Annotated in this window: 17 protein-coding genes; 9 read left to right on the forward strand and 8 right to left on the reverse strand. The window is 58.7% G+C overall.

Annotated elements, in window-relative coordinates; translation table 11 throughout:
* Positions 1–63 precede the first annotated feature (63 nt).
* The gene (locus AAC083_RS02940) at positions 64–546 is read right to left on the reverse strand and encodes a MarR family winged helix-turn-helix transcriptional regulator (RefSeq protein WP_042036914.1); all 483 of its coding nucleotides are present in this window, start codon (positions 544–546) and stop codon (positions 64–66) included.
* 95 nt (positions 547–641) lie between these two features.
* Between AAC083_RS02940 and AAC083_RS02945 the strand changes: the two genes are divergently transcribed.
* Complete coding sequence (locus tag AAC083_RS02945; RefSeq protein ID WP_108535773.1) at positions 642–1,523, forward strand: DMT family transporter; 882 nt, start codon at positions 642–644, stop codon at positions 1,521–1,523.
* A 105-nt stretch (positions 1,524–1,628) separates the two neighbouring features.
* Here AAC083_RS02945 and pgm read toward each other — a convergent pair whose 3' ends face one another.
* Complete coding sequence (pgm, locus tag AAC083_RS02950; RefSeq protein WP_108535774.1) at positions 1,629–3,293, reverse strand: phosphoglucomutase (alpha-D-glucose-1,6-bisphosphate-dependent); 1,665 nt, start codon at positions 3,291–3,293, stop codon at positions 1,629–1,631.
* A 58-nt stretch (positions 3,294–3,351) separates the two neighbouring features.
* The gene (gene seqA, locus AAC083_RS02955; RefSeq protein WP_042036910.1) at positions 3,352–3,861 is read right to left on the reverse strand and encodes a replication initiation negative regulator SeqA; all 510 of its coding nucleotides are present in this window, start codon (positions 3,859–3,861) and stop codon (positions 3,352–3,354) included.
* Positions 3,862–4,149: 288 nt separating this feature from the next.
* Here seqA and AAC083_RS02960 point away from each other — a divergent pair, with 288 nt between their 5' ends.
* From AAC083_RS02960 to fldA, 4 genes are read left to right on the forward strand one after another with little or no spacing between them, the layout of a single operon-like run.
* Complete coding sequence (locus tag AAC083_RS02960; protein WP_108535775.1) at positions 4,150–4,914, forward strand: alpha/beta fold hydrolase; 765 nt, start codon at positions 4,150–4,152, stop codon at positions 4,912–4,914.
* Positions 4,915–4,969: 55 nt separating this feature from the next.
* Positions 4,970–5,191, forward strand: a complete 222-nt coding sequence (locus tag AAC083_RS02965) for a DUF2788 domain-containing protein (protein WP_042036907.1) — start codon at positions 4,970–4,972, stop codon at positions 5,189–5,191.
* A 20-nt stretch (positions 5,192–5,211) separates the two neighbouring features.
* Positions 5,212–5,508 (forward strand): LexA regulated protein, encoded by a 297-nt coding sequence (gene ybfE, locus AAC083_RS02970; RefSeq protein WP_042036906.1) that lies wholly within the window; start codon positions 5,212–5,214, stop codon positions 5,506–5,508.
* A 39-nt stretch (positions 5,509–5,547) separates the two neighbouring features.
* A complete protein-coding gene (fldA, locus tag AAC083_RS02975) occupies positions 5,548–6,072 on the forward strand; it encodes a flavodoxin FldA (RefSeq protein ID WP_017412672.1) in 525 nt (174 codons plus the stop codon).
* Positions 6,073–6,143: 71 nt separating this feature from the next.
* Here fldA and AAC083_RS02980 read toward each other — a convergent pair whose 3' ends face one another.
* Positions 6,144–6,617 (reverse strand): DUF4442 domain-containing protein, encoded by a 474-nt coding sequence (locus tag AAC083_RS02980; protein WP_181364624.1) that lies wholly within the window; start codon positions 6,615–6,617, stop codon positions 6,144–6,146.
* Between the two features lie 244 nt (positions 6,618–6,861).
* Here AAC083_RS02980 and fur point away from each other — a divergent pair, with 244 nt between their 5' ends.
* Positions 6,862–7,290 (forward strand): ferric iron uptake transcriptional regulator, encoded by a 429-nt coding sequence (gene fur, locus AAC083_RS02985; RefSeq protein WP_042036904.1) that lies wholly within the window; start codon positions 6,862–6,864, stop codon positions 7,288–7,290.
* Positions 7,291–7,406: 116 nt separating this feature from the next.
* Here fur and glnS read toward each other — a convergent pair whose 3' ends face one another.
* The 3 genes from glnS to nagE all read right to left on the reverse strand — a co-directional run bounded on the left by glnS (position 7,407) and on the right by nagE (position 13,656).
* A complete protein-coding gene (gene glnS, locus AAC083_RS02990; RefSeq protein WP_108535777.1) occupies positions 7,407–9,068 on the reverse strand; it encodes a glutamine--tRNA ligase in 1,662 nt (553 codons plus the stop codon).
* Between the two features lie 345 nt (positions 9,069–9,413).
* Positions 9,414–12,080 (reverse strand): beta-N-acetylhexosaminidase, encoded by a 2,667-nt coding sequence (locus tag AAC083_RS02995; protein WP_108535778.1) that lies wholly within the window; start codon positions 12,078–12,080, stop codon positions 9,414–9,416.
* A gap of 121 nt (positions 12,081–12,201) precedes the next feature.
* A complete protein-coding gene (nagE, locus tag AAC083_RS03000; protein WP_042036897.1) occupies positions 12,202–13,656 on the reverse strand; it encodes an N-acetylglucosamine-specific PTS transporter subunit IIBC in 1,455 nt (484 codons plus the stop codon).
* Between the two features lie 272 nt (positions 13,657–13,928).
* Between nagE and nagB the strand changes: the two genes are divergently transcribed.
* Genes nagB through nagC form a run of 3 tightly spaced genes read left to right on the forward strand, consistent with a single transcriptional unit; the run spans position 13,929 to position 17,103 of the window.
* Complete coding sequence (gene nagB, locus AAC083_RS03005; RefSeq protein WP_042036895.1) at positions 13,929–14,729, forward strand: glucosamine-6-phosphate deaminase; 801 nt, start codon at positions 13,929–13,931, stop codon at positions 14,727–14,729.
* A gap of 9 nt (positions 14,730–14,738) precedes the next feature.
* On the forward strand, positions 14,739–15,884 hold the full coding sequence (gene nagA / locus AAC083_RS03010; RefSeq protein WP_108535779.1) for an N-acetylglucosamine-6-phosphate deacetylase: 1,146 nt from the start codon (positions 14,739–14,741) through the stop codon (positions 15,882–15,884).
* A gap of 4 nt (positions 15,885–15,888) precedes the next feature.
* Complete coding sequence (gene nagC, locus AAC083_RS03015) at positions 15,889–17,103, forward strand: DNA-binding transcriptional regulator NagC (protein WP_042036890.1); 1,215 nt, start codon at positions 15,889–15,891, stop codon at positions 17,101–17,103.
* A 72-nt stretch (positions 17,104–17,175) separates the two neighbouring features.
* Here nagC and AAC083_RS03020 read toward each other — a convergent pair.
* Positions 17,176–18,498: phosphoethanolamine transferase (locus AAC083_RS03020; protein ID WP_258224582.1), on the reverse strand; the 1,323-nt coding region annotated here is incomplete at its 5' end.

The raw sequence follows: 18,498 nt of genomic DNA on the forward strand, positions 1-18,498 counted from the left end.
ACATCAGAAGGATCGGTCAATGGATCCTTAACTGATCGGCATTAGGCCCGCGGGCCCGTTTCATTATTCGTTTTCCAACAGCCAGCGCTTGAGCAGGGCCGCCAGCTGCACCTGCTCGGCCTCGGTCAGTGGCGCCAGCAGACGGCGCTCATTGGCCACGTGCAACTCGACCGCCCGGTCGATAAGCACCCTGCCCGCCTCAGTCAGGCAGACCAGCAGGCTGCGCCTGTCGCTGGGTGCCGCCTGCCGCTCTATCAGCCCCCGCTCGGCCAACTTGTCGAGCCGGGCCGTCATGGCCCCCGAGCTCAACATGGCGGATTGATAGAGCACGGTCGGCGTCAGCGGCTCGCCGGCCCGGCGCAGGGTTGCCAGAATATCGAAGTCACTGCCGAGCAGGCCGCACTCCTTGAGCTCTTCGCTCACCTCGCGGCCGGCGATCGCCGCCATACGCGCCACCCGACCCAGCACCCCCATGGGCGAGCAGTCGAGATCCGGTCTCTGCCGGGCCCACTGGGCCAGCAGCAGGTCTACATGATCACTGTCCATCTCAGGTCACTTATCTTTTTATCGAGATACTTGATACTAAACCAATTTGGGACTAAATTATCTTTACTTAAAGATACTTCACAAAGAGATAAATTATGCCTCTGCTGATCGCCCTGCTGGCTCCCCTGCTGTGGGGCAGCACCTATGCCGTCGTCAGCCTCTATCTGACCGACTACTCCCCCTACTGGGTGGCGGTGTGGCGCGCCTTGCCCGCCGGGCTGCTACTGCTGTTGCTGCACCCGCGCCTACCCCCCCTGCCCTGGGGCAAGCAGTTTCTGCTGGCGTTTTGCAACATCACCGCCTTCTTCGCTTTGTTGTTCGTGGCCGCCTTCCGGCTACCGGGGGCCGTAGCGGGCACGCTCGGCGCCACACTGCCGCTGGTGCTCATGCTGCTGGCCTGGCTGCAGGATGGCACACGACCCAGCCTGAAGTGGCTGTTGCTGGGGTTAATGGGACTTGTAGGGGTCTTGCTGCTGCTCAACCCCTCCGCCAATCTGGATCCTATCGGCGTGACGTGCGCCCTGTTGGCCACCCTGCTCATCGGCCAATCCAGCCGCTGGATGCGACGCTGGCCGGTAAACGATCTACTGGCGCTGACTGCCTGGCAACTGCTGCTCGGGGGCTTAATGCTGATCCCGCTTGCCTGGTGGCTGGCTGGCCCAATGCCGCTACCCCGTCCGGCGAGTGCGCCGGGGTTGCTCTGGCTTATCCTGCTTAACACCGCACTGGGCTACTGGGCCTGGCTGTGGGGGTTAAAGCACCACGGCCCCGAGGTAATGGGCATGCTGGCCCTCACCAATCCCATGATGGCGGTGTCACTTGGGGTGCTGATGGTGGGAGAGATCCTGGATGGTCGCCAGTGGCTCGGCATAGGGGTGATCCTGCTCTCCCTCTTCCTGATGAAGCTGCCGGCGCGGCCCTTCTTCAAACGCTGGCAGGCCCGCAGGGCGAGCACAGTCCAGTGCGACAAGGCATGAGCGCAGACAACCTCGGCCAAGAGGAATAAAAAAAGAGGAGCCATTGCGGCTCCTCTTTTGGTTTTAAATCAGTTTTTATTTAGCTTTCAGTGGCTTGACGCAGGCTTAGACGCCAGCCTTGGCCAAGGCCGCAGAGACGATCTGCTGAGCCTCTTGCTGGATCAGATCCAGATGTGCTTCGCCTTTGAAGCTCTCCATGTAGATCTTGTAGATGGACTCGGTGCCGGAGGGGCGCGCCGCGAACCACCCGTTCTCGGTCACTACCTTGAGGCCGCCGATGGCGGCATCGTTGCCCGGTGCTCGGGTCAGCTTGGCAATGATGGGCTCACCGGCGAGCGTTGAGGCTTCCACCAGTGCCGGATCCAGCTTGGAGAGCACCGCTTTCTGGGCACTGTTGGCCGGGGCGTCGATGCGGCGGTAGCAGGAGCGGCCAAACTTGGCTTCCAGCGCGTCGTAATGGGCTTGGGGATCCTTGCCGGTCACCGCCAGAATTTCAGCCGCCAGCAGCGCCAGAATGAAGCCATCCTTGTCGGTGGTCCAGACGGTACCATCTTTGCGCAGGAAGGAGGCGCCCGCGCTCTCTTCGCCACCAAAGCCGAACTCGCCGCTGTAGAGGCCATCCACGAACCACTTGAAGCCGACAGGCACCTCTTTCAGGGTGCGGCCAATCTCGCCGGCAACCCGGTCAATCATCGAAGAAGAGACCAGCGTCTTGCCGACGGCAGCATCGGCAGACCAGCCGGTGCGATGGGTAAACAGATACTGGATCGCCACTGCCAGATAGTGGTTCGGGTTCATCAGGCCGGATTTGGTGACGATGCCGTGACGGTCGTAGTCCGGGTCGTTGCCAAGGGCGATGTCGAACTTGTCTTTAAGCGCAATCAGGCTCGCCATGGCGAACGGGCTGGAGCAGTCCATCCGGATCTTGCCGTCTTTATCCAGGGTCATGAAGGAGAAGGTGGGGTCTACCTTGTAGTTCACCACCTCGATATTCAGACCATAGGTCTTGGCGATGACGTCCCAGTAGGCGACGCCAGAGCCACCCAGCGGATCGACACCGATCTTGATGCCCGCCTGTTTGATGGCATCCATGTCCAGCACGTTCTTCAGATCATCCACATAAGGGGTGACATAGTCGTGCTCCACCACGAACGGGCTCTTGAGGGCTTCGGCGAATGGCATCCTTTTCACGCCGGCCAGACCCGCTTCCAGAATGGCGTTGGCACGGTCTTCCACCCACTTGGTGATCTCCCCTTCCGCGGGGCCACCGTGGGGCGGGTTGTACTTGAAGCCACCATCTTCCGGCGGGTTGTGAGACGGGGTGATCACCACACCGTCAGCGCGGGCAGCAGGCTTGCTGGCCCCTTCTTTGCCAGAGTTGTAGCGCAAGATGGCGTGAGAGATGACAGGGGTCGGGGTAAAGCCGAGGCCAGCCTGAATGCGGGTTTCGACGCCGTTGGCCGCCAGCACTTCGACTGCGCTGGCAAAGGCGGATTCGGACAGGGCATGGGTATCCATGCCGACAAACAGCGGGCCAGTGATACCTGCCTGCTGGCGATACTCCACCAGTGCCTGGGTCACCGCCAGGATGTGGGATTCGGTAAAGGCGTTGTGCAGGGCGCTGCCACGGTGGCCGGAAGTGCCGAAGGCCACCCGCTGCTCGGGGCGGCTCATGTCCGGCTTGTTGAGGTAGTAGGCGCTGACCAGACGGGGGATGTTGGTCAGGTCACTTAAACGGGCCGGCTGACCGGCGTGGGAATGCTGTGCCATGGCGTTGTCCTTGCTTGATGGCGGCCTTGGCGGGCAAGGCCTGAGTCTTGATAAATCGTTAAATTGCGCTGCACACCTGCGCGATCACCTCTTCGCCATAGCCCATGCTGGCCATCAGTTGGGCCACCATATTCTGCTTGCGGCTGGTATTGGTGTTGGTGATCACCCAGAACGGGGTTTCCGGTACCGGCTTGGGCTTGGTGGTGCTGCCACTGGCGCGCAGAGCCTCGGGATCCCGCGAGAAATAGACGCGCTTGCGCCCCTTGATTTCGGTGCCCTGGGTAAACCCGACCGGATCGTCCCGGTAGAGGGTACTGAGCACCAGCATAAAGCGGTTGATGGACCTCTCTTCTTTTTGCAGCTCGCCGGAGTCGAGCAGGGCCTGCAACCCCATGGCATCGGCGACGACACGCGGCTGGGCAACGGCGGCTGGCTCGGCCAGCGGCACTTCGATGTGCGTGGGGTGTTCCAGCAGACGGCGCAGGATATCGGAGGCACTCTCACCAATGTGCCGGGTCTGGCTGGCGATATAGAAGTAGAGATCGTCATCAAGCTCGATGGTTTTCATAGGGATGCGCTGGACTCGTCGAAATTCGGATGCGGCGATTATACATAGGCAAACCCGGCAGCCCAAGCCAAGGGCTGGCAGATGTGCATGAATCTCATCGAGAATACGGCATAATGGCGGGACAAGTGTGTGATCCTCCGCACTGATAGCGCGTACGGGGCCATTTTTTTGAAAAAAAACCACAAAAAAATGCCTCACAAGGAATGAAATCCTTTTCTTTCAGTGTGTTAAAAAACAGGCGAAAAAGCCCACGACCGACAAGGTGTCATTTTGCAACAAAACCCATTATTGAACTTCAAGGAGCAGGGCCAGGGCCCGGCCGTCGTGCTGATCCACGGTCTGTTCGGCAGTCTGGACAACCTGGGGCTGCTGGCGCGCGCCCTCGGCGAACAGTGCCGGGTCATCAGCGTGGATCTGCGCAACCATGGCACCTCGTTCCACAGCGATGAGATGAGCTATCCCCAGCAGGCTGCCGATGTGCTCGCCCTGCTCGACGCCCTGGCGCTGGATCCGGTATCCCTGGTCGGTCACTCCATGGGCGGCAAGGTCGCCATGCAGCTGGCCAAGCAAGCGCCCACCCGAGTCGGCAAACTCGTCGTGGCCGACATAGCGCCGGTCACCTATCCCCATGCCCGCCATCAGAATGTGTTTGCCGGTCTCAACGCCACCCTGCGCCAGCCGGTGCAGAGCCGCAGCGAGGCGGAAGCCCTGCTGGCCCAATATGTCGAGATACCCGGCGTGCGCCAGTTCCTGCTCAAGTCTTTCGCCAAAGGGGAGTCGGGTTGGGGCTGGCGTTTCAACGTGCCGGCGCTGGAGCGCAACTACGCCAACATCATGGGTTGGCCCGACGACCAGACCCGCTTCGAGGGACCAGCGCTATTCATCAAGGGGGGGGATTCTGACTACATGCAGCCTCCGCACACCGAGACAGTGATGGCGCAATTCCCGGCGGCAAAGGCGCGCGTTATCGCAGGAGCCGGCCACTGGCTGCACGCAGAAAAGCCGGTTTTGTTCAACAAATTGGTTGTGGATTTCCTGTCGACAGGCGGTTAACAGTTTCAAATCCTTTGTGATATAGTGCGCCCGTCATAAGGAGTGTGCGCAATCCATGCTAAGTGAACATATCGATCTTATCGAGAGTCTGGGCCTGAAGTTGTTCTTTCTGGCCATTTTCATATTGATTGGCTTGGCCATTCACGACGTGCTCAAACGCGGTAATGTGCCCCGTTTCGGCCGACTCATCGTCTGGTTGGTTCTCTTTCTCGGTTGCGCGGGTTTTGTCGCCAAGGGGCTGATCGAATTGGGCTGGGAAGGCTCAGGGATCGGCTAACTTATTTTCATCTGTGATGTATGGCCAAACAGCAAACTGATCGAACAACACTGGATCTGTTCGCAAATGAGAAGCGCCCCGGCAGGCCAAAGACCAATCCACTCCCCCGTGAGACCCAACTCAAGATCAACAAGCGCAACCAGCTTAAGCGCGATCGAGAGAATGGCCTGAAACGGGTTGAGTTAAAGGTGGAGGCCGAGTTGCTGGAGCGCCTGAACCAACTTGCGTTACAACAGAACGTCAGCCGAGCCGAGCTGATCCAATCTATCCTGAAGCAACAGATTGAGTCTGCGAATCCAGCAGGCATTGCAATCTGACCGTTAAGTATTAACACCAGATACGGGTAACTAAACACTATGGCTAGTGTAGGTCTGTTTTTCGGCAGCGATACCGGTAATACCGAAGCTGTCGCCAAGATGATCCAGAAAGAACTGGGCAAACAACTGATTGAAGTCCGTGACATTGCCAAGAGCAGCAAAGCCGACATCGACAGCTTCGATCTGCTGATGTTCGGTATCCCGACTTGGTACTACGGCGAAGCCCAAGCCGATTGGGATGACTTCTTCCCCGAGCTGGAAGAGATCGACTTCACCAACAAGCTGGTCGCCATCTTCGGATGTGGCGATCAGGAAGACTATGCCGAGTACTTCCTCGACGCCATGGGCACCCTGCGTGACATAGTCGAAGCCAAAGGCGCCATCATCATCGGCAACTGGCCAACCGCCGGTTACGAGTTTGAAGCCTCCAAGGCTGTGGTGGATGACAAGCACTTCGTCGGTCTGGGTATCGACGAAGATCGCCAGCCAGAGCTGACCGCCGAGCGCGTCAAGGGCTGGTGCAAGCAGCTGCATGAAGAGATGTGCCTGGCCGAGCTGGAGTGATCCGGCAAGCCAGTCACCTCTGACAACAAGGGCCCCGCCGGGGCCCTTGTTGTTTCTGCGATATGCCCTTGCTAGCCGCCCCTGTGCTCAGGTTTGGCGCGCACATAGAGGGTACGCTTGACCTGGGCCACCAGCTCGCCACTCTTGTCCTGTACCGTCACCTCAAACTCGGGGAAGTGCTTGTTACCCCCCTCGGTGGCCGCCGCTATCTCGGCCAGCTTGCCGTCGGTCAGGTTGAATTCGGCCACCAGCTTGCCTTTGCCCGGCTTGATGTAGTTGATGCAGCCCGCCTTGTCCCAGACGTAATAGCGATTCTTGAAATAGCCCATCAGCATCAGCGGATAGATGGGATCCGTCATAGCAAACATGCTGCCGCCAAACTGGGTACGGTTGGCGTTCTTGTTCCACCAACGAGACTTGAGCGTCACCCGGCAGTAGCGAAAATCATCGCTCAGGGTCTCTATCTTGATACCGGCGCCCCAGAAGGGGGGCCAGGCGTTGAGGGCGCGGCGCACCCAGGCCGCATTGTCAAAAAGCCAATCCATGGTTCTCATCCGACCAGACAATGAAGAAGGTTACATCTTATCAACATTCGACGGGCGAGCAAGCTGGGGCCGCGATTGAACCAGTTCGGCAAAATGGCGGACTTTGCGCTAAAGCCCTTGAATTACTGGGTTTATTTTTAGGTGAGCTACGACCTATAATGACAGGCCAAGCGAGTTCGTGGTTGCCATTCCAACGGCAGTCAATCAGAATGACCACACCTTCGAGAATGCGAATAAGTAGAATATGGCAGACAACAACCAAGCGTTAAAAAAGGCCGGACTCAAGATAACCTTGCCCCGCGTCAAAATTCTGGAAATCCTGCAACAGCCGGATTGCCAGCACACCAGTGCGGAAGATCTGTACAAACGACTGATCGACCAGGGTGAAGAGATTGGTCTCGCTACCGTATATCGCGTTCTCAACCAGTTCGATGATGCCGGTATTGTTACCCGTCACCACTTTGAAGGGGGCAAGTCGGTGTTCGAGCTGGCTACCCAGGAACACCACGATCACCTGGTCTGCCTCGATTGTGGCAAGGTTATCGAGTTCTCCGACGAGGTGATCGAGCAGCGCCAGCGCGACATCGCCAAGCTGCACAACATTCGCCTGACCAATCACAGCCTCTATCTGTATGGCCACTGCGCCAACGGCGATTGCAAGCACGACGATTGATAGCGGCTTGCACCGGCCAATAAAAAAGCCAGCATAGCGCTGGCTTTTTTTGTGTCCGTAATCCGGACAAGAAGAGGCAGGGTCTCCCCTGCCCTCTGCTTGTCAGGCTGTGGCCATCAGGCCTCGGCCTTGCCCCATACGTCGCGCAGGGCCACGGTGCGGTTGAACACCAGGTGATCGGCGCTGGAGAGCTTGTTGTCGGCGCAGAAGTAGCCTTCACGCTCGAACTGGTAGGCAAACTCCGGCTTGGCGTTCTGCAGGGAAGCTTCCACACGGGCGCCTTCGATGATCACCAGGGAATCCGGGTTGAGCGCCGCCTCGAAGTCAGCCTCGGCACCCGGGTTCGGCATCTTGAACAGACGATCGTAGAGGCGGATCTCGGCCGGCAGGGAGTGAGTGGCGCTGACCCAGTGGATCACCCCTTTCACCTTGCGGCCATCGGCCGGATCCTTGCCCAGGGTCTCGGGATCGTAGGAGCAGTAGATGCAAGTCACCTTGCCATCCGCATCCTTCTCGACCCGCTCGGCCTTGATCACATAGGCGTTGCGCAGGCGCACTTCCTTGCCCAACACCAGCCGCTTGAACTGCTTGTTCGCCTCTTCTTTGAAGTCCGCTTCGTCGATGAAGATTTCGCGGGTGAAGGGAAGCGTGCGGGTGCCCATCTCGGCGTTGTTCGGGTGCGCCGGTGCGGTCAGCACCTCGTCGGCCGCCAGGTTCTCGATGACCACCTTCAGCGGATGCAGCACGGCCATGGCGCGCGGTGCGTTCTCGTTGAGATCGTCACGGATGCAGGCTTCCAGCATGCTCATCTCGACGATGTTGTCCTGCTTGGTGACGCCGATGCGCTTGCAGAACTCGCGGATGGAGGCAGAGGTGTAGCCACGACGACGCAGACCGGAAACGGTCAACATGCGCGGATCGTCCCAGCCATCCACGTGCTTCTCGGTCACCAGCAGGTTCAGCTTGCGCTTGGACATGACGGTGTATTCGAGGTTCAGGCGAGAGAACTCGTACTGACGGGGGTGGCAGTCGATGGTGATGTTGTCCAGCACCCAGTCATACAGACGGCGGTTGTCCTGGAACTCCAGGGTACAGATGGAGTGGGTGATCCCTTCCAGCGCGTCCGAAATGCAGTGGGTAAAGTCATACATGGGGTAGATGCACCACTTGTCACCGGTCTGGTGGTGGTGGGCAAACTTGATGCGATAGATAACCGGATCGCGCATCACCATGAAGGGGGACGCCATGTCGATCTTGGCGCGCAGGCAGGCACTGCCTTCGGCGAACTCGCCGTTCTTCATCTTGGCAAACAGCGCCAGGTTCTCTTCCACGCTGCGCTCGCGGAACGGGCTGTTCTTGCCAGCTTCGGTCAGGGTGCCACGGTATTCGCGCATCTGCTCGGCAGACAACTCGTCCACATAGGCCAGACCCTTTTCAATCAGCTCGATGGCGTAGCCGTGCAGCTTGTCGAAATAGTCGGAGGAGTAGCAGATCTCGCCATTCCACTGGAAGCCGAGCCACTGCACGTCCTGCTTGATGGACTCCACGTATTCGATGTCTTCTTTCACCGGATTGGTGTCATCGAAACGCAGGTTGCACTGGCCCTGATAGTCACGGGCAATGCCGAAGTTCAGGCAGATGGACTTGGCGTGGCCGATATGGAGATAACCGTTCGGCTCGGGCGGAAAACGGGTATGCACGCTGTTGTGCTTACCGCTGGCCAGATCTTCATCAATGATCTGACGAATAAAGTTAGTTGGGCTGTTCGCCTGACTCATGGCTCACCTCAAAAATGCGTCACTGGCGGAAGTTGTGCCGGATGGCACCCTCACCCCCCCGCCATCAAGCTGGTTATGATCCCTCATTACGCGCCCTGTCTCAACCTGAATTTACCCGATTCGGGGCGCGGGCAGGTCAAAACGACACGCGCCCACTCGCTGAATGTCATGGCGGATAAAAAAGACCCCGCACAGGGCGGGGTTCAAGGTGATGAAAAAACACAAATAGACAATACACACACACAACAAAGGCTCACACGCACAGTCAACCTTTCCCAAGGCCGATACACCATCGTCCTTGGGAAAGGCGGGTCTTGCGACCCACCTTGTGTTAACGGTTGACGGCTATCCGTTCAGTTCGGTAACGCGGCTGGTGCGCTTGCCATCGAAGCTGGTGGTACGCAGGTAGACCTTGCCAGTCACGCTCGGCTTGGCCGCGGCGTCATAGGCACTCCAGGTGGTGCCGTCTAGGCTGTACTGGATGGGCAGACCCGGCAGATCCACGTTCGCTTCCAGCACACCGTTCACCACTTTGGCACCCGGTATGGAGAGGCGGTATTCAACACCGGCCTGATCCAGTTTCGGCAGCACGCGCTGACCCAATACGTTGGCAAACTGGTTCCACTCTTGGTCGAGGGCAGCCTTGTTGACATGCTTGGTCTCGCCGGAGAACTCGCGACCCTTCACATAGTTCAGCTCGAAGCCACCTTTGTGCCAGGCACGCTCGGCCACGGAGAAGATACGCGGGTAGACCATGTACTCGTACTGAACATCGGTCCGCACGGTTTCACTCCACTGTTGACCGGAGATCCCCTTGAACTTGACCGGATCCTGGTCACCCTTGGCCACGAAAGCGTTACCGTCGCGGTCAACCGAGGTCTCGGCGTTCTGCGGCAGGTTTTCCGGGGCGAAGGCGAACACCTTGCGGGTGTCGTTGAAACGGGTTGCCCAGTAGTAGCCACGCTCGGCCGGGTGCACCTCGTTCGGGAAGTCGAAGTAGAGGTAATCCGGGTTGGAGAGCACGACGTCATACCCTTTGTGCGCCCACTTCATCGCTTCGTTGAAGCCACCCCAGTAGAGGGTTTCCCAGAAGTTGACCACTGTCTTGTCGGTGGCGAAATCCTTGGCGCTGCTCGCGTACTTCAGCCCATCTTCCCACGCCTGCAGAGTGGAGAAGCCACGCTCTTTCGCCAGCTCGCTCACTTCCTTGGCAAAATAGACCGGCAGCTCGGCCACGTCCTTGATCTTGCCATCGGCGATCATCTTCTGGCACATCGGGGACTTGCCAAACGGCTTGTCCTGCTTGCTGGAATCGACATTGCCCTTCCAGGCGACCAGATCGGCTTTCTGGGTGACGGCAGGATCCTGATAACCACCGCCCTGCATGATGTTCTTCGCCTCGTCACCACCGTAGTGCCAGGCGGTCAACGGCTGACCGGCGGCCTGGTGCATCTGGGCCACTTCATCCATCACCTTGGCGACGAAGGTCGCCGCCCCCGGCTGGCAAGGGTTGATGAAGGACATCTTGTCGTAGAACTGGACCGAGGTGACGTTGGAGGTATCCGCCGGATCAGTCAGACGGAACTGGTTGGCTTCCGCCTCTTTGCCTTCCGCCAGCAGACGCTGGTAGCGCGCCTCCATGGAGACCACAGCCGCACGGGCGTGCGCCGGCATGTTGATCTCAGGGATCACGGTCACGCCGCGCGCCTTGGCATAACGCACCAGGTCGATGTAGTCGGACTTGCTGTAGAAACCGGAGCCCTGATTGTCGCTGGTCGGGCCGGAGCCCAACTGCGGCATCAGGCACTTGGTTTCAGACTCGTCGTGGCAACGTTGGCTACCGACCTGAGTCAGCTCCGGCAGCCCCGGGATCTCCAGACGCCAGCCCTCATCGTTGGTCAGCCCCAGGTGCAGCGTGTTGAGCTTCATGGCAGACATCTGGTCAACCAGTTTCTTCATGGTATCGAGGCTTCTGAAGTGGCGGGCCACATCGGTCTGCATACCGCGGTATTCAAAACGCGGCGCATCCTCGACGCTCATCAGGCTGACCCGCTTGTCGTCAACACCCAGCAGGGAGATCAGGGATTGCGCCCCCCAGAAAGCCCCCTCGATATCATGGCCCTGGATCACAGTGCCCTGCGGGCCTATGGTCATGTCATAACCTTCCGCCTGCTTGAGCTTGCTACCGAGTTTGATGGTCACTGGGTAGCCGGTGTCGGAGAGGGTAACACCCAGCTTGGTCAGTTGAGCCTTGATGGCATCGGCGTGATCGCTTGGCAAGTCCAGCGCATTGAGTTTGATGCTGGAGAAGTCAACCTGCGGGCCCGCCTTGATCACTTGCTTGAGCGGGGTCGGCAGTATCTGATCATCAATCTTGCTGGCCGGCAGCAGGCTGCTGGTCTGGTTGGCAGCGAAACGGGTTTCGCTGTTCATCAGGATGTTGTTGTCATCCTTGGTGCGCTTCCAGCCATCGGCCAGCATCGGCTTCTGATAGGTGCTGGCATCATCGATGTTGCTCATGCTGGCCAGTACTTTCGGCTCAGCACCTTCGCTGGCGACATACCAGTTCGGCATGATGTCGGATTCGAACAACACCCAATATTCCACCACCAGCGGCACTTCGACCGTGGCATCCTTGGCAAAGCCCTTAAACTGCCCGGTTGGCGTCAAACGATAAAGGTCGCCGGTCATGTGAGTGATGGTGAACTGGTCGTTATCCACACGCTGGATACGACGGATGGAGGAGATATAGATGTTCCAATCTTTGGAGGTCACGTCAGCACCTGTGTTGGTCAGGTGCAGCTTGGCAACGCCACAGCTCGCCCACTCGGAACCCAGCGCCTGGCAATCGAGGCCTGCGCCGGCACCGTCGTTGGTGACGACTTCGTACCTGACCACCAGATTATTGGCGAGGGAGTCCACCACGGCTTGCTTGGCGGCATCAGCGGCCTGGACCTGGCTGACGAAAACGGTAGACATGGCAATGGCTAACAGAGAATGTTTCAAGTTCATAACTGCTGCTCTCATTTGAAGTAAAGGTTGGATTTTCTTGGCTTTTTTTATATTGGGCCCCATGGCGGGGCCCTAGTTATGTCAACAATGGACTTAGACTTGAGGCGAGCTTGGCGCCCGATTAACGCAGGGCCTTCAGCTCACCGGCCATGATCTCGGCCAAGGGGCCCAGAATCACCTGCAGGTTCTGTTCACCGAGCTTGACCACACCGGCCGCGCCCAGGGCTTTCAGCTTGCGCTCATCGACGATGCTACGGTCTTTCAGGGTCAGACGCAGACGGGTGATACAGGCATCGATGGTGACCAGGTTCGCTTGACCACCCAGCACTTCCAGGTATTGCTTGGCCAACTCGGTACGGTTGGTAGATTGAACAGCAGCCGGTACGGCTTCATCATCTTCACGACCCGGGGTTTTCAGGTTTAACTTGACGATGACGGCACGGAAGATGGCGTAGTAAAGACCGAAGAATACCAAGCCCTGTACCAGCAACATGTACCACTGAGTGGCCAGCGGGTTGCGTGATTGAATAACCATATCGACGAAACCTGCACTGAAACCAAAACCGGAGATCCAGTGCATACTGGCGGCGATGAACACGGACAGACCGGTCAGCAGCGCATGGATGACATACAGCACCGGCGCCACAAACATGAAGGAGAACTCGAGCGGCTCGGTCACACCGGTGAAGAAAGCAGCGAAGGCGGCTGCGATCATGATGGATGCAACCTTGTCCTTGTTCTCTTTCTTGGCAGAGTGATAGATGGCCAGCGCGGCGCCCGGCAGACCGAACATCATGATGGGGAAGAAGCCGGCCTGGTACATACCAGTGACACCCACAACCGCTTTACCCGCGTCAATGGAGGACTGACCACCCAGGAAGTTCGGGATGTCGTTGATGCCAGCCACGTCGAACCAGAATACGGAGTTCAGGGCATGGTGCAGGCCCACCGGGATCAGCAGACGGTTGAAGAAACCGTAGATACCGGCGCCGGTAGCGCCCAGGTTGACGATGGATTCACCAAAGCTCACCAGACCGCCGTAAATGACCGGCCAAATGGCCATCAGGATGAAGGCGACGACGATCATCACCACTGAGGTCACGATCGGCACCAGACGACGGCCAGAGAAGAAGGCCAGCGCCTTGTGCAGTTCGACGGTGCTGAAGCGGTTGTAGAGCTCGGCGGCGATCACACCGGTCAAGATACCGATGAACTGGTTCTCGATCTTGCCGAAGGCGGCAGGCACTTGATCCAGCGGGATCTGCTGAATTTGCGAGACAGCCCCGGGGCTCAACAATGTGGTCACGACCAGGAAACCAACCAGACCGGCCAGTGCGGCAGAGCCGTCTTTATCCTTGGACATGCCGTAGGCAACACCGACAGCAAACAGGATGGCCATCTTGTCGATGATGGCGGCACCGGCCTTGATCAGGAAGGCAGCCAGCGCACTGTCGCCACCCCAACCGTTCGGGTCAATCCAGTAGCCAACCCCCATCAGGATCGCAGCGGCAGGCAATACCGCTACCGGCACCATCAAGGCCCGGCCGATCTTTTGCATATAACCGAGAATGTTCACGGTTCCTCTCCTTAGTTAAGGTTTTTCTAGAAATTAAGTGCTTATCACGTTTGACGCATAAGCCATCAAGGCTTGATCGGCAGTCTATGTCTTTTATTTCGCTGCGCAAATTAATAAACCTATAATCGTGATCATTATCACCCAAACGAGGAAAGTTGGCGGATACATGTGGCTTATTTTGCAATCTTTATTTACGCTATAAAACAACTTAAATTCGTCTCAGCCTATTTGCCGCCGACACCCCGGCAGCAACCCGTACAGAGGTATCTACAATGCGCCTGATCCCGTTGAAATCTGCCAGCCAAGTGGGCCTGTGGTCTGCCCGTTACATCGTTGACCGTATCAATGCGTTCAAACCCACTGCCGATCGCCCCTTCGTACTGGGCCTGCCCACCGGTGGCACCCCGCTCAACACTTACCAGCGTCTGATCGAACTGCATAAAGCCGGTGAAGTGAGCTTCGAGCACGTGGTCAGCTTCAACATGGACGAATATGTCGGCCTGCCGGAAGATCACCCCGAGAGCTACCACAGCTTCATGCACAACAACTTTTTCTGTCACATCGACATTCGCCCGGAAAACATCAACATCCTCAACGGCAATGCCGAGGATCTGGTGGCCGAGTGCAAGCGCTATGAGGACAAGATCAAGTCCTACGGCAAGATCCACCTGTTCATGGGGGGCATCGGCAATGACGGTCACATCGCGTTCAACGAACCGGCCTCTTCCCTCTCCTCCCGTACTCGGGTCAAGACCCTGACCGAAGATACCCGCATCGCCAACTCCCGCTTCTTCGGTGGCGACATGGAGCAAGTGCCCAAGCTGGCACTGACCGTGGGTGTCGGCACCCTGATGGACGCCGAAGAGATCATGATCCTGGTCACCGGCCACGCCAAAGCCCAGGCTCTGCAAGCCGCGGTGGAAGGCAGCGTCAACCACATGTGGACCATCTCCACCCTGCAACTGCATCCGAAGGGGATGATGGTGTGCGACGAGCCCTCCACCATGGAGCTCAAGGTCAAGACGGTGCGTTACTTCCAGCAGCTGGAAGCCGCCAACATCGGCCGTCTGTAAGGAGCCACCATGTTCGCATTGACCAACTGCACCCTCTACACCGGCAGCTGTGTGCTGACCGGTTACGGGGTCGTGATCGAGGGCGACAAGATTGTCGCCATTCAGCGTCGGGCCGATTTGCCCGCCGGCATAGCACAACATGATCTGCACGGCGCCAACCTCTGCGCCGGTTTCATCGACGTGCAGCTCAACGGCTGCGGTGGCGTCATGTTCAACGGCCACATCACCATCGAGACCCTGGCGACCATGCAGGCCGCCAACCTCAGGTCCGGTACCACCAGCTTCCTGCCGACCCTGATCACCAGCCCGGATGCGGACATGAAGCAGGCCGTCGCCGTGACCCGCGACTACATGGCCGCCCACCCCTTTGAGGTGCTGGGCGTGCATCTGGAAGGGCCTTACACCAACCTCAAGCGCAAAGGCATACACCCGGCCGCCCAGATCCGTCAGCCCACCGACGAGATGATCGACTTCTTCTGCGCCAATGCAGATACCATCGCCAAAATCACCCTGGCGCCGGAGCGCAACAAACCGGAACACATCCGCCAGCTGGTGGAAGCGGGCATCCTGGTCTCTGCCGGCCATACTGCCGCCAGTTACGATCAGGCCATGGCCGGGTTTGACAACGGCATCCGCTTTGCCACCCACCTCTACAACGCCATGAGCCCGACCGTGAATGGCCGCGAACCGGGCATGGTGGGCGCCATCTACGATCGCAAGGATGTCTATGCCGGCGTCATCGTCGATGGGCATCACGTGCACTGGGCCAACGTGCGCCTGGCCCACACTATGCTGGGGGAGCGGCTGGTGCTGGTCACCGACGCCACCGCCGCTGCCGGGGCGCCGGAAGGCTTTGAGAAGTTTGATTTTTGTGGCGCAACCATCTATTTCCGCGATGGTCAGTGCGTCGACGAGAATGGTACACTCGGCGGTTCTGCCCTCACCATGATTGAGGGGGTGGAGAATCTGGTCAAACAGGTCGGATTACCGCTCGATGAAGCACTGAGAATGGCCACCCTTTATCCCGCTCGCGCCATTGGATGGGACTCATGTCTCGGTAGTATCCAGGTCGGAAAAATAGCCAACCTGACTGTCTTTGATCAGACCTTCACGGTCTGCGGGACCGTGGTTAACGGACACTACACAACACAGTGACACTATGACTGGCGGACAAATAGCAAACGTAGATCTTATCAAGCAGGTCAACAGTGCGGCCGTATATCGGCTCATCGACCTGCAAGGCCCTATCTCGCGGGTCAAAATTGCCGAGTTGAGTCAGCTGGCCCCGGCCAGCGTGACCAAAATAACCCGGCAACTGATCGAGCATGGCCTGATCAAGGAGACCTCACCGCAAGCCTCTACCGGCGGACGGCGCGCCATCTCCTTGACCACCATCAAGCATCGCTTTCAGTTTGTGTCCGCCAAGCTCGGTCGCGGCTATCTGCAGCTGAGCCTGTACGATCTCGACGGCAAGGAGCTCGATCAGCACATCACCCAGGTGACCGAGATTGACCAGCAACCCGTGGTCGACATGCTGCTGCGCGAAATTGGTGCCTTCATCGACGCCCAGCAGGAGCGCAGCCGCAACCTCATCAGCATAGCGCTGACCATGCCGGGTCTGGTCAATCCGGAATCGGGCATGGTCATCTATACCCCCAAGTACCAGATCCGCAATCTGGCGCTGGCCAAGCTGCTGGAAAACCACTTCAACCTGCCCTGCTACGTGGGCAACGACACCCGCTCCCTGGCGCTGGCCGAGCACTTCTTCGGTGAATCCCGCGACTGCATGGACTCCATCCTGGTGAGCGTGCACCAGGGGGCAGGCTCCGGCATCATCACCAAGGGCAAGGTGTTCCTCGGTCAGAACCGCAACGTCGGCGAGATTGGCCACATCCAGGTCGAGCCGCTCGGCAAGCGCTGCCACTGCGGCAACTTTGGCTGCCTGGAGACCATCGCCTCCAACGAGGCCATCATCGATAAGGTGAAGGAGCTCATCAGCCGCGGCCACCGCAGCTCGCTGCAGGAGAAGCACATCACCATCCAGGAGGTATGCAAGGCTGCCATGGCCGGTGATGAACTGGCCCGCAGCGTGATCGAGAACGTGGGCGAGCATCTGGGACGAGCGGTCGCCATCACGGTCAACCTGTTCAACCCGCAGAAGGTGCTGATCGCCGGCGAAATCACCGCCGCCGAAGAGATCCTGTTCCCGGCCATCCGCCGCTGTGTCGAGCACCAATCCCTGCCGAGCTTCCACCGTGGCCTGCCCATCGTGAAGGCGCGCTTCCAGAACCAGCCCACAATAGGCGGCTTCGCGCTGGTGAAGCGGGCCCTGCTGGAGGGTGATCTGTTGCAGATCATCATGGAGCAGAAGTAAGGCGAAGGCCTTGCGAGACAAAAAACGGCAGCCAATGGCTGCCGTTTTTTGTCTGGTGTGCTTTTCGCCGGTTTACCCCGCTCTACACGGCTTGAACAGGTCCAGCGCACCATCGTAGACGCTGGTTTGTACATCCATGATCCCCAACATGGAGTGAAACAGGTTGTCGTGGGAGAAACGCTGGCTGCCCGCCTCCACCGCCAGACAGCCCATATCCAGCTGGCGATCGGCCTGCAACTGGGGCGAGAACCAGGTCAGCAGCGGCACCCGGGTCTGATCATCCGGCGCGAATTTGTAGGGAGTGCCGTGCAGGTAGAGCCCCATGGCACCGAGGGATTCGCCGTGATCGGAGAGATAGACCAGCCCCACGTTGTAGTCATTCTGCAGCGTCTTGAGCTTGTCTATTAGCTGTGCCACCACCTTGTCGGTGTAACGTATGGTGTTGTCATAGCTGTTGACCAGCTCCTCATTACTGCAGTTCTCGATGTCGCTGCGCGGGCAATCCGGCACGAAGAAGCGCTCGGAGGCGGGATAGCGCCGATAATAGGTCGGGCCGTGGCTGCCCATCAGGTGGAAGGCCACCAGCTTGTTGCCCTTCATCTGCGCTATCTGCTGATCCAGCCCTTCCAGCATCACCTCGTCGTAGCAGGAGCCTTGCTGGCAATACTGCGGAAACGCCTTGGCTTTTATCTCTATGGTGGGCACGTTCTTGCACACCCCCTTGCAGCCGCCGTCGTTCTCTTTCCACAGCACAGAGATACCTGCGTGTTGCAGCACATCCAGCATGCCATCCCGTGACTGGGCCAGGGTGTCGTCATATTCCCGGCGCGTGAGATTGGAGAACATGCAAGGCACCGAGACAGCCGTGGCGGTGCCGCAGGAGCGCACGTTGCGAAACGAGACCATGCCCGCCTCCTGCTCGGTGAAGCTGTTGGTCTGCTTCCCGTAGCCGTTGAGGGAGTAGTTCTGGCTGCGGGCCGTCTCCCCCACCACCAGGAACATCAGGGTCGGCTTGCCGCCCTGCCCCACCACTTTGGCATCCGTCCCCAGCGGCTGATAGGGGATGGGGGTGGCAAACAGGATATCCGTGGCATAGCGATAGAGACCGTGCACATAGTTGGCGGGCACTATCTCCTTGCCGAGGGACTTGTTGTTGCGCCCGACCGAGGCGTAATCCTGGTAATAGAGGGCGGCCACTCCCACCAGAAACAGCAGCGACAGGGCGATGGAGCCAAGGCGCAACCCCAGCCCCTTATACCAGGGGCTGGGATAGGTTATGTTCACCCACAACAAGGCCAGCGCCGGCAGCACGCCGGTCAGCAGGAACCAGAGCGCGACCGAACCATTGAGGTAGGCCGTCGCCTCCCCGCTGTTGGTCTGGGCTATGTTCTGCAC

The sequence above is a fragment of the Aeromonas sp. HMWF014 genome, assembly GCF_963878295.1.
GTDB lineage: Bacteria > Pseudomonadota > Gammaproteobacteria > Enterobacterales > Aeromonadaceae > Aeromonas > Aeromonas popoffii.

Coding starts and splice junctions, on each gene's coding strand:
- nagB (WP_042036895.1), top strand. CDS start 13,929: ATGCGCCTGATCCCGTTGAAATCTGCCAGCCAAGTGGGCCTGTGGTCT.
- AAC083_RS02945 (WP_108535773.1), top strand. CDS start 642: ATGCCTCTGCTGATCGCCCTGCTGGCTCCCCTGCTGTGGGGCAGCACC.
- AAC083_RS02980 (WP_181364624.1), bottom strand. CDS start 6,617: ATGGATTGGCTTTTTGACAATGCGGCCTGGGTGCGCCGCGCCCTCAAC.
- glnS (WP_108535777.1), bottom strand. CDS start 9,068: ATGAGTCAGGCGAACAGCCCAACTAACTTTATTCGTCAGATCATTGAT.
- AAC083_RS02995 (WP_108535778.1), bottom strand. CDS start 12,080: ATGAACTTGAAACATTCTCTGTTAGCCATTGCCATGTCTACCGTTTTC.
- fldA (WP_017412672.1), top strand. CDS start 5,548: ATGGCTAGTGTAGGTCTGTTTTTCGGCAGCGATACCGGTAATACCGAA.
- nagA (WP_108535779.1), top strand. CDS start 14,739: ATGTTCGCATTGACCAACTGCACCCTCTACACCGGCAGCTGTGTGCTG.
- ybfE (WP_042036906.1), top strand. CDS start 5,212: ATGGCCAAACAGCAAACTGATCGAACAACACTGGATCTGTTCGCAAAT.
- nagC (WP_042036890.1), top strand. CDS start 15,889: ATGACTGGCGGACAAATAGCAAACGTAGATCTTATCAAGCAGGTCAAC.
- pgm (WP_108535774.1), bottom strand. CDS start 3,293: ATGGCACAGCATTCCCACGCCGGTCAGCCGGCCCGTTTAAGTGACCTG.
- AAC083_RS02965 (WP_042036907.1), top strand. CDS start 4,970: ATGCTAAGTGAACATATCGATCTTATCGAGAGTCTGGGCCTGAAGTTG.
- AAC083_RS02940 (WP_042036914.1), bottom strand. CDS start 546: ATGGACAGTGATCATGTAGACCTGCTGCTGGCCCAGTGGGCCCGGCAG.
- fur (WP_042036904.1), top strand. CDS start 6,862: ATGGCAGACAACAACCAAGCGTTAAAAAAGGCCGGACTCAAGATAACC.
- seqA (WP_042036910.1), bottom strand. CDS start 3,861: ATGAAAACCATCGAGCTTGATGACGATCTCTACTTCTATATCGCCAGC.